This is a genomic window from Pseudomonas sp. AO-1 (assembly GCF_019775695.1).
GTDB lineage: Bacteria > Pseudomonadota > Gammaproteobacteria > Pseudomonadales > Pseudomonadaceae > Aquipseudomonas > Aquipseudomonas parakoreensis.
In genome coordinates this window covers 6,150,012-6,162,068 of the sequence record NZ_CP079947.1, presented here as the reverse complement: position 1 = coordinate 6,162,068, position 12,057 = coordinate 6,150,012, and the positions used below count along the sequence as shown (strand labels likewise).

General features: G+C 58.8%; 9 protein-coding genes and 1 pseudogene. 5 read left to right on the top strand and 5 right to left on the bottom strand.

Annotation, left to right across the window (positions count from 1 at the left end):
• Window positions 1–452: 452 nt before the first annotated feature.
• From putP to KVQ82_RS28075, 4 genes and pseudogenes are all read left to right on the top strand, one after another.
• Complete coding sequence (putP, locus tag KVQ82_RS28090; protein ID WP_086794202.1) at window positions 453–1,937, top strand: sodium/proline symporter PutP; 1,485 nt, start codon at window positions 453–455, stop codon at window positions 1,935–1,937.
• A gap of 349 nt (window positions 1,938–2,286) precedes the next feature.
• Window positions 2,287–4,302 carry a type VI secretion system tip protein VgrG gene (locus KVQ82_RS28085; RefSeq protein ID WP_222017064.1) on the top strand — a complete coding sequence of 672 codons (2,016 nt, stop codon included), beginning with the start codon at window positions 2,287–2,289 and terminating at the stop codon, window positions 4,300–4,302.
• Window positions 4,283–4,999, top strand: coding sequence for a DUF4123 domain-containing protein (locus KVQ82_RS28080; protein WP_198758202.1), 717 nt, complete (start codon window positions 4,283–4,285; stop codon window positions 4,997–4,999). Before KVQ82_RS28085 ends, KVQ82_RS28080 begins: the two co-directional genes overlap by 20 nt.
• 179 nt (window positions 5,000–5,178) lie before the next feature.
• A pseudogene (locus KVQ82_RS28075) lies at window positions 5,179–5,498 on the top strand (hypothetical protein).
• A gap of 117 nt (window positions 5,499–5,615) precedes the next feature.
• Here the strand turns inward: KVQ82_RS28075 and KVQ82_RS28070 are convergent.
• From KVQ82_RS28070 to KVQ82_RS28060, 3 genes are read right to left on the bottom strand one after another with little or no spacing between them, the layout of a single operon-like run.
• Window positions 5,616–6,032 carry a type VI secretion system amidase immunity protein Tai4 gene (locus KVQ82_RS28070; RefSeq protein ID WP_222017062.1) on the bottom strand — a complete coding sequence of 139 codons (417 nt, stop codon included), beginning with the start codon at window positions 6,030–6,032 and terminating at the stop codon, window positions 5,616–5,618.
• Window positions 6,029–6,601 carry a type VI secretion system amidase effector protein Tae4 gene (locus tag KVQ82_RS28065; RefSeq protein WP_222017060.1) on the bottom strand — a complete coding sequence of 191 codons (573 nt, stop codon included), beginning with the start codon at window positions 6,599–6,601 and terminating at the stop codon, window positions 6,029–6,031. The genes KVQ82_RS28070 and KVQ82_RS28065 overlap by 4 nt, the downstream gene beginning before the upstream one ends.
• Window positions 6,601–7,185 (bottom strand): PAAR domain-containing protein, encoded by a 585-nt coding sequence (locus KVQ82_RS28060; protein ID WP_222017058.1) that lies wholly within the window; start codon window positions 7,183–7,185, stop codon window positions 6,601–6,603. The genes KVQ82_RS28065 and KVQ82_RS28060 overlap by 1 nt, the downstream gene beginning before the upstream one ends.
• A 232-nt stretch (window positions 7,186–7,417) precedes the next feature.
• Here KVQ82_RS28060 and KVQ82_RS28055 point away from each other — a divergent pair, with 232 nt between their 5' ends.
• Window positions 7,418–8,257, top strand: a complete 840-nt coding sequence (locus KVQ82_RS28055) for a 23S rRNA (adenine(2030)-N(6))-methyltransferase RlmJ (protein ID WP_222017056.1) — start codon at window positions 7,418–7,420, stop codon at window positions 8,255–8,257.
• 119 nt (window positions 8,258–8,376) lie between these two features.
• Here KVQ82_RS28055 and msrA read toward each other — a convergent pair whose 3' ends face one another.
• Window positions 8,377–9,042 carry a peptide-methionine (S)-S-oxide reductase MsrA gene (gene msrA / locus KVQ82_RS28050; RefSeq protein WP_047290930.1) on the bottom strand — a complete coding sequence of 222 codons (666 nt, stop codon included), beginning with the start codon at window positions 9,040–9,042 and terminating at the stop codon, window positions 8,377–8,379.
• Window positions 9,043–9,169: 127 nt separating this feature from the next.
• Entirely contained in the window at window positions 9,170–11,866 is a 2,697-nt protein-coding gene (locus KVQ82_RS28045; protein WP_108181479.1) for a bifunctional diguanylate cyclase/phosphodiesterase, read from the bottom strand.
• Window positions 11,867–12,057: the final 191 nt, after the last annotated feature.

The window sequence follows — 12,057 nt, the reverse complement described above, 5'->3', positions numbered from 1 at the left end:
TATCCTCATGGTTGCCACAGTTGCGTGGCATCAGCTGGCGGCAAGATTAGCCGTGCGCCGAAAGAGGTGCAACCGGGTGCAACCCTTTTTTTGTCGGAAAAATAAACGCTTCGTCAGGAATTATTTTCTGGTACTGACGTGCCGCTCCTGCTTGGTGCTTTTACTTCTAGCGGAGCGCAGTGACTGCGCTAAAAAGGAGCAAAAACCGCGTATTTATCGGTATATCCGACTAGGTGCAACTTAATCGCCAGAAACTGGTTGCACCTTTTTTACTTTGTTGCATAGCATTCGCGCCCAAGGTGCAACCGGGAATACCCGGTGTATCGGCTGGTGGCTTTCCTGGGGAAACATCAGTCCTAAATGCGCGGGATCCCGTTTCGTCTGCCAAACATCGTCGTTTGTGTGCGATTGATCACCGCTGCTACATAAAAACAAAGCCAGGGCGTAACTTAATGAGCGTAAGCAATCCAACACTGATCACGTTCGTGATCTACATCGCAGCAATGGTACTGATCGGCTTCATGGCCTATCGCTCCACCAACAACCTTTCAGACTACATTCTTGGCGGCCGCAGCCTCGGCAGCGTGGTAACGGCTTTGTCCGCCGGTGCTTCCGACATGAGCGGCTGGTTGCTGATGGGCCTGCCGGGCGCCATCTACATGTCCGGTCTGTCCGAAAGCTGGATCGCCATCGGCCTGATCGTCGGTGCCTACCTGAACTGGCTGTTCGTCGCCGGCCGTCTGCGCGTGCAGACCGAGCACAACGGCGATGCCCTGACCCTGCCGGACTACTTCTCCAGTCGTTTCGAAGACAAAAGTGGCCTGCTGCGCATCATTTCGGCGGTGGTGATTCTGGTGTTCTTCACCATTTACTGCGCTTCCGGCATTGTGGCCGGTGCCCGTCTGTTCGAAAGCACCTTCGGCATGTCCTACGAGACGGCGCTGTGGGCCGGTGCGGCGGCGACAATTGCCTACACCTTCGTCGGCGGTTTCCTCGCGGTGAGCTGGACTGACACCGTGCAAGCCACGCTGATGATCTTCGCTTTGCTGCTGACGCCGATCATCGTGTTGCTGGCCACTGGTGGCGTCGATACCACGTTCCTCGCCATCGAAGCCCAGGATCCAAGCAACTTCGACATGCTCAAGGGCACCACCTTCATCGGCATCATCTCGCTGATGGGCTGGGGTCTGGGTTACTTCGGTCAGCCGCACATCCTCGCGCGTTTCATGGCCGCTGACTCGGTGAAGTCGATTGCCAACGCCCGTCGCATCTCCATGACCTGGATGATCCTGTGCCTGGGCGGCACCGTCGCCGTGGGCTTCTTCGGTATCGCCTACTTCTCGGCGCACCCGGAAGTGGCCGGCCCAGTCACCGAGAACCACGAACGGGTGTTCATCGAACTGGCGAAAATCCTCTTCAACCCGTGGGTGGCCGGTGTCCTGCTGTCGGCGATTCTCGCCGCGGTCATGAGCACCCTGAGCTGCCAGTTGCTGGTGTGCTCGAGCGCCCTGACCGAAGACTTCTACAAAACCTTCCTGCGCAAATCCGCTTCCCAGGTTGAGCTGGTGTGGGTCGGTCGCGCGATGGTGTTGCTGGTGGCGCTGATCGCTATCGCCATGGCCGCCAACCCGGAAAACCGCGTACTGGGCCTGGTGTCCTACGCCTGGGCCGGTTTCGGTGCCGCGTTCGGTCCAGTGGTGCTGATCTCGGTGATCTGGAAAGACATGACCCGCAACGGCGCACTGGCCGGCATCCTGGTCGGCGCCATCACCGTGGTGGTGTGGAAGCACTTCGAGGTGATGGGCCTGTACGAAATCATCCCGGGCTTCATCTTCGCCAGCCTGGCGATTTACATCGTCAGCAAAATGGGCGAGCCAACCAAAGGCATGGTGCAGCGCTTTGAAGCGGCGGAAAAAGATTTCCACCTGAACAAGTGATGCACTGAGCTGCGGCTCACAGAAAAACGGCCCGTTTCCTACAGGAGGCGGGCTGTTTTTTTATGCCTGTGATTTCTCAAGAACTTGGAGAGCCCTGTGGGAGCTGGCTTGCCAGCGATGGCGGTGTGTCAGTGAGCGAATAAGTTGGATGTGCCGGCCTCATCGCTGGCAAGCCAGCTCCCACAGGTCCAGTGGTGGTTTTGGGGGATATGTCTGTAGTCGATTGCGCCAATATCCGAAGGCTTTTTCGCCAGAAAAAGTAGGGCAAATCTGATTTTCCCGTCACCCGTCCAACACCCGTTATCCCTCATGCAGAATCGCCCGCCCTCAATCTGCAGAGACACATCGGATGTTCGCGCCTGCCAATCAACCGCGTTTCACGTTGACCCTCGAAGGCGCCCAATTTGATCTCAAAGTCCTTGAGTTCACGGGCAAGGAAGCCATCAGCCAACCCTTTCGTTTCGAGCTGGAACTGGTCAGTGAACGGCCCGATCTGGACCTCGAGAGCCTGCTGCATCGTCAGGCGTTTCTGAGCTTCGATGCAGAAGGTTCCGGTGTCCATGGTCAGATTTATCGAGTCGGGCAGGGTGATTCCGGGAAACGTCTGACGCGCTATCACCTGAGCCTGGTACCGCGTCTGACTTACCTCGGGCATCGCATCAACCAGCGGATTTTTCAGCATCAGACGGTGCCGCAAATCGTCGCGCAGGTGCTCAAGGATCATTCGATTCTGCGCGATGCTTTTGAATTTCGCCTGGGCAGCGAGTACCCGGAGCGCGAGTACTGCGTGCAATACGCCGAAAGTGACCTCGCGTTTATCCAGCGCCTGTGCGCCGAAGTCGGCATTCATTATCACTTTCAGCACAGTCCGGAAGGTCACCTATTGGTGTTCGGTGATGATCAGACGGTGTTCCCGAAACTGGCTCAACCGACGCTTTATCTGCCCGGCAGCGGCATGGCCGGTGGCGCGCCGGCGATCAATCGTTTCAATGTTCGCGTGGAAACCCGTACCAGCGTAGTGACCCGGCGCGATTACAACTTCATCAAGCCGCGCCTGCAGCTGCAAAGTCGGGTCGACGGTGAGCAGCGCCCGGTGCTAGAGGATTATCACTTCCCCGGCCAATTCAACGATCGTGAAACCGGCAGGCACCTGGCCCAAAGAGCGCTTGAGCGACATGTCGCCGATTACCGTCAGGCCGAGGGCATCAGCGACGTATCCGCACTGGTTTGCGGACATTTCATGCAACTGACCGAACACCCGCGCCGGGACTGGAATGACCTGTGGCTGCTCACCGCCATCGAACACCGTGGGCGGCAGCCGCAAGTGCTGGAGGAATCGGTCACCAGCGATGGGGAAACATTCCAGGGTTACCGTAATACCTTTCTTGCTACGCCGTGGGAGGTGTTCTTCCGCCCAGCCCTCGGCCCGGAAAAGCCACGGATGCTTGGCTATCAACCTGCCGTCGTCACCGGGCCGCACGACGCGGAAATCCACTGCGACGAGTACGGTCGGGTCAAGGTGCAACTGGCCTGGGATCGCGACGGCGAGCTCAACGAGCATTCCAGTTGCTGGCTGCGTGTGGCAACCGGTTGGGCACATGACCATTACGGCAGCGTGCTGATCCCGCGAGTCGGCATGGAAGTGCTGGTCGGTTTCATCGACGCCGATGCCGACAAGCCGTTGGTAATGGGGTGCCTGCCGAATGCCGCGACCCCGGTGCCGCTGGACCTCCCGGCGGACAAGACCCGCAGCATCTTCCGCAGCCACAGCAGCCCCGGTGGCGGTGGTTACAACGAGCTGCGCATCGAGGACAAAAAGGGCGCCGAAGAAATCTACCTGCGCGCCCAGCGCAACTGGACCCAGCATGTACTGCACGACCAGCAGGTGCAGGTCGACAACCAGCGCAGCATCGTCGTCACGGGCACCGCCAAGCATGAGTTGAAGGCCGACGAACAACGCATCACCCACGGCCAGCGCCAGACCGAAGTCAAACAGGACGATCACCTGACGGTGGTCGGCGATCGGCATATTCGGGTGAGCAACCAGGCCACCAGCGCCAGCGCACAAATCCACGTCAGTGCCGGGCAACAAGTGGTGATCGACGGCGGCGCGAGCGCCACGATTCAGGCCGGCGGGCAGTGGATCAACATCGGGCCTGGCGGGATCTTCAGTAGCGTGCCGATTCAAGTCGGTGGCGCGCCGATGGCGGCGATGAGCGCGGCACCCGGTGTGCCGGGGTTGCCGGAAAAACTGGCGGCAGCGCCTGCCGCGATCCTGACTGCCGCGCAAATCATGAGCTTTAAGGGAGACGCGCCGTTCTGCGAAGAGTGTGAACGCTGCAAGGATGGTGTCTGTGCAGCCTGATCAATGGTTGAAGGATGAGCCGCTGAAATCTTCGGAGCAGTTGTTCGCGGTTTTCAGTAGCGCCAGCGCGGCAGAGCCACTGAAGGCCTGGCCTTCGAATGCGCAGATGCCGACACCGGTCTGGGCGGAAACGATTTATGCCGCGTGGGATGCGGTGATGCCCTACGTGGGAATCGTCGAAAAGGGCAGTGAGTTTCTGGATTGGGTGGCGGCCACAGAGTCTGGCGATTGGGGCTGGCTAACGGTTTCTCCGGCGAAACTTGAAGCGGTGGTCGAGCACTTTCGCAGTTTGACCCAGGTGCTGATGCCGGACGGGAAAGCCGTGTTCTTCCGGTTTTGGGATGGGCGGTATTTGTTGCCGATCCTTGCGTCGTCAGGGGTGGAAGCCGGGCAGTTGCTGCCGGTCCTCACGCGAGGCTTGATCAACGGTCAGGCCGTCGAGATCGGGGGCAGGGCGCGGGTCTCGGGGCGGGAGTTTCCTTGGTGGTCGGTGCCGGAAAAGCTGCTGGCGCAATTCGGCGATGATGCCCGGATCAACAACGCCTTGCAGTGGTTGAGCGAGGAGCAACCAGCGTTGTTCGAAGCATTCCCTGCCGATGTCTTGCGCTGCAAGGTCGTCAGGTTTTTTGCAGTTTCGGCGTCGGACGAATCGTCGGCTTCGGCGTTGCTGGACTACTTGCGGGACGAGTCAGAGTGAAATTTCCGGGCAAAGGCATTGGACGCTCGACCGTAAGATCTTTTGCGGCGGTTATGCGCGGGCACGCTTCGGCGTGGCTGAGTGCTCTGGTCTCAGTCCTCCTACCCCGCGCATGGCTGCCACCCAATCCTGTAGGAGGGAAACGGTGTGCGCCTCTTTCACTACCAGAGGATTAAACAATGAGCACGCTTCATCCAGATCCACCCACGAACCCTTCATCCCTCACCCCAACAATCGCCTCATGGCGCTGACCAGCAACTGCAACGACATGCCCACCCTGTTCATCGACACCCACGCCCCGCTCGATGTGCTGATGGACGCTGCCAACTACCGGATCCGCGCGGTCATCCAGGTCCTCGAAAACATGTGCATGCGCGGCTCGGTCGAATGCGACTCGGTCATCCTCAGCGACTTCGCCCAACTCTGTGCGATTCCGCTGCGTGACGGCTGTGATGTGCTGGATGTGATTGGCAAGCGACTACGCGCCATGCCGTCCTGACTCGATCGTTCCCACGCGGAGCGTGGGAACGATCATTAGCAAGACTTCACACTCAGCCCTTTCCAGAGATCCTTCCAGTATCGGTTTGAAAGGATCATTGAGTCAGGCGAGAAGATTTCAGTTTTGCAGATACTGATCCTGCGACTTGATGAAAGCGTCAAATTCCGGGGAGTTATAAATTTCCAGACAAGAATAGAACACTATGTTTTTACTAGTCTGTTTGCTGGCTGAGGACGTTTTGAGGTAAGCGCCTGCCATGTATTTCTCAGTCTCGGCATACGGATCATACGTGACCTCCAGCGTATCTTCATTTTGCAGTATCACGTGTTGCCCCTTGCCCATGGCCGAGTAGGCGCCAATCGCGAGTCCAAGATCCGATTTTATGTCGGACTCAGACTTGAATTGATTCGATATGCAGTTGGCGAGGCCGTAATTCTTAAGTGAAATTCTTGCACTGTTTACTTCAGCCTCACCTGAAAGGGCGCTTCCGGAAATACCCAGAATGCCTAGTGCGACGAGTAGCTGGAATTTCATCCCTTTAACTCCCAGAAGTTGATTTTTTCCAGCTTCACGTCTGGCCGGTCATAGGTATGGCTATCGGGGCGATGGTAGTCGCTGTTATCTCCGGTGGCGCTACCATTCCATAAAGTCGCATGGCCCGTCGCATCGCTCCATCCCGTAATCTCCATGATAATGACGCCCTTCTTGCCATTGATGAAGTCTGCGTTGCTCAGCGTCAATTCGTGATCGGGAGCCCCCCAGTTGTGTTTCAGGAACGCTAGAAAATCCGCGACTTTCATGATGTAGGGGAGCTGATCAGCGCCGGCCAGACGATAGATGGATTTGCTGGGAATGATCGTTCCTTTGGGGATTTTGTAACCGCCGTAGTTGAATCCTCTGCTTATCCTCAGAGCGCAAGCGTTTGCATAGGCGTCCGGTTTTTCTGCTCTGGCAGCCTCGACATTGCCCCCGACAAGCGCATATACATCTATTGAGCTTTTAAGACCGACCTCTGCGTAGGCAGTCCACAGTGTGCTGAATTTTGGCCTTTTGACGACGATACTGGAGGTCACGCCACCTGAACTGATATTGACCTGGGCCATTAGATCTCTCCTTCCATATCGAATGCTTCGCCCTGAAAAGCATTCGGGATGATCGCGATTCCTTTCGCTCCGACAGTGCCCGACAACGTCTTTTCTGTCGCGCCACTGATCGTGACAGTTACCGTTTCACCGGGTGAATAGCCGGATGTTTTTACATGAATATTCAGGTCAGTATAGAAACGTGACACCGAGTCCACGGGAGTTTGGCTTTCCCCGTACGAGAAGGTTATTCGTTGTATGGCTTTTGGCTTTGGAATAAGGCTGCTTATCGCAGAGAAGCTCGCAGCACTATGTTCACCGCCACCATAAACAGATGATTGACCGAACAAGAGCGTATTGGATTTTGGGGGACAGCCGCAGGCGATGTAATCACCTTCGAGTGCAACAGGTCCGGCGGGTAATGTAACTGTTCGAGGGCCCACTGCCACGATAGGGCCCTTGCCTGCGCTGCATGCCGGACAGCTGGCCATGTGGCCGATGGAGGATGTGCTTACGGCGTAATCAATGTTGATTCCAGCGTTCCCTTCCAGCACTGCGCCACCGGTTGAGGTCGGAGCGCCGATTCCGATCACCTTTCTTCCCATGTAAATGTCCCTCTTTACAGGTTTTAAGTGCGACCGATCTTCGCATTCCCTTTGTTCAAGGGACGAAGAGTATCTATGGCGAGTTGTTTCTTGATGTTGCTTTTGCCTTTGATCCCATCTACCTCAGCGGGCTCCCACGGGTGTCCCCGACAGCAAGACCACCCACTCAGCCCCCAACCCCTGACTTGCCGCCCGGTAAAAGGTAAACTTCACGGCCCTCGCAGGAGCAGCCATGAATTATCGTCACGCCTTCCATGCCGGCAATCACGCCGATGTGTTCAAACACCTGACCTTGACCCGCCTCATCGCCCTGATGTCGCGCAAGGAACAGCCGTTTGCCTATCTCGATACGCACGCCGGTATCGGTCTGTATGACTTGCAGGGCGATCAGGCCAACCGTACCGGCGAGTACCTGGAAGGCATCGCACGTTTGTGGGATCAGCCGGATCTGCCGGCGCTGACCGCCGATTACATGAAAGTCCTGCACGAGATGAACCCGGATGGCCAGTTGCGTTACTACCCGGGGTCACCGGAGCTGGCGCGGCGTCTGACCCGGGTGCAGGATCGGGTGATGCTCAACGAGAAACACCCGCAAGACGGCGTGCAGCTAAAGGAGAACATGGCCGGCGATCGTCGGGTCAAGGTGCATCTGGGCGAGGGCTGGCATGTGGCGCGGGCGATGCTGCCGGTGCAGGAAAAACGTGCGGTGATGCTCATCGATCCGCCGTTCGAACAGCTCGACGAGATGCAAAAGTGTGCGGCGTCGCTGAAAGAAGCGATTGGCCGCATGCGCCAGACCGTCGCGGCGATCTGGTATCCGGTAAAGGATCAGCGTGCACTGCGTCGTTTCTATCAGGATCTGGCCGGTACCGGTGCGCCGAAGTTGCTGCGCGTAGAGCTGCTGGTGCATCCGCTGGATACGCCGAACAGCCTGAACGGCTCCGGCATGGCGATTGCCAATCCGCCGTGGGGGCTGGAGGAAGAATTGCGCGAGTTGCTGCCGTGGTTGTCGAAGAAGCTTGGGCAGACTCAGGGTGGATGGCAGATGGATTGGTTGATTGCTGAAAGCTGATCAAGGGCAAGATCAAAAGATCGCAGCCTGCGGCAGCTCCTACAAGTTCAGTGTCGTCCACACATACGCGGACCTGTAGGAGCTGCCGAAGGCTGCGATCTTTTGCTTTCAGACTTTAATCAATTACCCGCCAGGCTCGGTGGCATGCACACGCCGGTGCCGCCGATCCCGCAATAACCTTCAGGGTTTTTCGCCAGGTATTGCTGGTGATAGGCCTCGGCGAAATACACGGTCGGCGCCTGTTCGATTTCGGTGCTGATTTCGCCCAGGCCTGCCTTCGACAGTTCAGCCTGATACACCGCTTTGCTCTTCAGCGCCGCGTCCAGTTGCTCTGGCGAGGTCGCGTAGATCACCGAGCGGTATTGAGTGCCGATGTCATTGCCCTGACGCATGCCCTGAGTCGGGTTGTGCAGTTCCCAGAACATCGCCAGCAGCTCTTCGTAGCTGACCTTGGCTTTGTCATACACCACCAGCACCACTTCGGCGTGGCCGGTCAGGCCCGAGCAGACTTCTTCGTAAGTCGGGTTCGGCGTGTAGCCACCGGCGTAACCGACCACGGTGCTGACCACGCCTTCGCGCTGCCAGAAACGGCGCTCCGCGCCCCAAAAGCAACCCAGACCGAAGATCGCGAAGTCGACGTCCTGGAAAAACGGGCCGAGCAACGGGGTTTCTTCGAAGACGAAATGCTTTTCAGGCAGGGTCATCGCGGTTTCGCGGCCGGGTAGAGCTTGGTCTTTGGTCGGTAGCACGTTTTTGTTCACCAGAATTTCCGAGCGCAGAACCATGATCGTTCCTCTCAGTCAGGATGGGATGTAAAAAATCAGACCGCCAGTGTGCCGAATGATGCCGGATTTCGCACTATTCAATGTAGGAGCAGCCTGCGGCAGCTCCTACATGAAAGGGCGGCGAGGGCTACAGGCAGAGCGGGCCGCGCGGGTAGCGCTTGAGCGCCTGGATCAGCTCGCCGCCGGGGATCGGCCGGTCGAACAGGTAGCCCTGGCCGACGTCGCAACGGTGGCGACGCAGGAACGCCAGTTGCTCGGCGGTCTCGATGCCTTCGGCCACGACCTTGAGCTTCAGGTTGTGCGCCATGGCGATCACCGCGGAGGTGATTTCCATGTCGTCCTGGTTGTCGGGGATTTCGTGGATGAAGCTGCGATCGATCTTGATGATGTCGATCGGGAATTTCTTCAGGTAACTGAGCGACGAGTAACCGGTGCCGAAGTCGTCCATGGCCAGGGTCAGGCCCAGACGCTTGAGCTGATCGAGCTGCAAGTGCGTATCTTCGGTGGCTTCCAGCAGCAAACCTTCGGTCAGCTCCAGTTCGAGCAGGCTGGCCGGCAGCGCTTCTTCCTTGAGGATGTTGGCGATGGACGCGACCAGGTCGGGATCGGAGAATTGCTTGGGTGACAGGTTGATCGCCACTTGCAGATTGCCCATGCCCGCGGCGGTCAGCGCTTTGCTCATGCGGCAGGCCTGGCGGGCAATCCACTTGCCGATCGGAATGATCAGGCCGGTCTCTTCGGCAACGCTGATGAACTGGTCCGGGCGGATCATCCCGCGCTCCGGGTGGTTCCAGCGCAGCAGCGCCTCCATGCCCAGCAGGCGACCGCTGCGCAGGCACAGCTTGGGCTGATAGAACACGTCCAGCTCATTCTGGGTCAGGGCGCGGCGCAGGTTGTTCTCGACGAACAGCTTGTAACTGGCCTCGGCATTCAGCGCTTCGGTGAAGACTTGCACCTGATGCTTGCCGTTGGCCTTGGCCTTGTGCAGGGCCAGACCGGCGTTGCGCATCAGGGTTTGCGGATCGCGGCCGTGCAGAGGCGCGCAGGCCAGGCCCACGGAGCCGGTGACGCTGATCAGCTGGTTGTCGACGAACATCGGTTTGTCGAGGGTCGCCAGCAACTGGTTGGCGATCTGCTGGCCAGTGGCGAGATCAGTGTCGTCGAGCAGAACGGCGAACTCGTTACTGGCGAAGCGCGCGAGGCTGCCGCTCGGGCTCAGGCTGTTGCGCAGGCGCCGGGCGAGGCTGATCAGCAGCTTGTCGCCGGTCTGGTGACCGAGGCTGTCGTTGATCCGCTTGAAGTTGTCGATGTCCACCAGCAGCAGGCTGATCGGTGTATCGCTATCGCGGGCGAAGCGCTCGTCCAGATTGCGGATAAACGCCGGGCGGTTGCCGAGGTTGGTCAGATTGTCGGTGTACGCCAGACGCTCGATGCGCTGTTGCGCCAGTTTGGTCTGAGTGATGTCTTCGTAGATGCCGATGTAGTGCGTCAGCTCGCGGTTATCGCCATACACCTTGGAGATCGACAACTGGCCCCAATACGGTTCGAGGTTCTTGCGCCGGCTTTTGAATTCGCCCTGCCAGCTGTTGCTCTTGGCCAGCGCCGACGGCGCGTCAAACAGCAGCTCGCTGAGGTTTTCCAGGGCCGGCAGTTCCGACAGGCGCTGGCCGTGGACTTCCTCGGTGGTGTACTGGGTGATCGCGGTGAAACTCGGGTTGACGTACTCGACCACGCCGTCGCAATTGACCAGCAAAAAGGCGTTGGCGCTTTGCTCGACCGCGCGCTGGAACAGGTGCAGGGCGCTGGTGGCGGTGCGGCGGTTGTGGTTGTTGATGACCTGGGCGAACTGATCCGCCAGTTCACCGGCAAAGGCGATTTCATCGGACTGCCAGGCGCGGGTCACGCCGGTCTGCTCCAGACAGAGCACGCCGACCACCTGGCCATCGACGCGGATGCTGGCGTCGAGCATCGCGTTGACATCGCGCGGGCGCAGGGCTTCGGCCATCTCGCGGGTGCGCGGGTCGCGCATTGCATTGTGCGCGTCGATGGCGCGGCTGCCGTGCAGCGCTTCCATGTAGTCGGGGAAGCCGCTGATGTCGATCACCTCCGGCAGGAGGTATTCCTGCGTTGCGCGGTGATACGCGGAAATCGGCACCAGCAGATTGCCTTCGAGGTTCCACAGGCTGGCGCAGTCGATTTCATAGATGTCGCAGGCGCAGCGGGTGATCAGTTCGGCGGCTTCCTGCAGCGAGTTGTGGCTGCTGTAGCGCTGGCGGGCAAGCAGCAGAATCAGATCCTGCTGGGCGCGCACCCGATCAAGGTGCTGCAGTTGTTCCTGCTGGGCGCGCTGGTTCAGCTCCAAGGCGATCTGCAGCCGCGAGTTCTGGGTTTCGAGGTCGACGGAGGGCAGCGCTGGTGCTTCGTCGAAGACATCATCGACCGCCAGCAAATAACCGCGCAGCAAGTGCCGATTGTGCTGCTTATAGGCTTCGCCGAGTTCGAGGATGCTCAGCACGCCAGCGGCGGTGTGCAGGGTGTAGCGCACCAGATAATGCGGGCTGTCGCGCAGTTGCTGCTGGATCGCGTCGTGCAACTGATAGCGAGCTTCAGGCTCCATCAGGCTGGCGTAGGGCGAGCCGACCAAGGCACACAATTCGACGGCTGGCTGGCCGAACTGGCGTTCGCAGTTGGGATCGAGAAACAGCATCGCCCAGCTCGCTTCATTCAAGCGCTCGAAACGCAGCATGCCGAGCCGCGAGGGCACAGGCAACTGCGTCACTACCTCGGCCGCCATACGGCTGGCGGCATCGGGTTGGCTCTTCATGAAGGAACTCGCTTGGAAATATGCTGAACGCGCGGGCTCTCGCCCTCTTTACTGTTGCCTGCGGCAAGGTTGCATCATTGCGGCACCGACTGACAAGAGAGATGAAGGCCAAGTGCTATAAGAATGTGTCGGCCGCTCGGGGCATTTCTCCAGTGTGTGGTTGAAAAGAGCAAAAGATCGCAGCCTGCGGC

Excerpts from the sequence above, each read along its gene's own strand:
- putP (WP_086794202.1), top strand. The coding sequence starts at position 453 with ATGAGCGTAAGCAATCCAACACTGATCACGTTCGTGATCTACATCGCA.
- KVQ82_RS28085 (WP_222017064.1), top strand. The coding sequence starts at position 2,287 with ATGTTCGCGCCTGCCAATCAACCGCGTTTCACGTTGACCCTCGAAGGC.
- KVQ82_RS28080 (WP_198758202.1), top strand. The coding sequence starts at position 4,283 with ATGGTGTCTGTGCAGCCTGATCAATGGTTGAAGGATGAGCCGCTGAAA.
- KVQ82_RS28070 (WP_222017062.1), bottom strand. The coding sequence starts at position 6,032 with ATGAAATTCCAGCTACTCGTCGCACTAGGCATTCTGGGTATTTCCGGA.
- KVQ82_RS28065 (WP_222017060.1), bottom strand. The coding sequence starts at position 6,601 with ATGGCCCAGGTCAATATCAGTTCAGGTGGCGTGACCTCCAGTATCGTC.
- KVQ82_RS28060 (WP_222017058.1), bottom strand. The coding sequence starts at position 7,185 with ATGGGAAGAAAGGTGATCGGAATCGGCGCTCCGACCTCAACCGGTGGC.
- KVQ82_RS28055 (WP_222017056.1), top strand. The coding sequence starts at position 7,418 with ATGAATTATCGTCACGCCTTCCATGCCGGCAATCACGCCGATGTGTTC.
- msrA (WP_047290930.1), bottom strand. The coding sequence starts at position 9,042 with ATGGTTCTGCGCTCGGAAATTCTGGTGAACAAAAACGTGCTACCGACC.
- KVQ82_RS28045 (WP_108181479.1), bottom strand. The coding sequence starts at position 11,866 with ATGAAGAGCCAACCCGATGCCGCCAGCCGTATGGCGGCCGAGGTAGTG.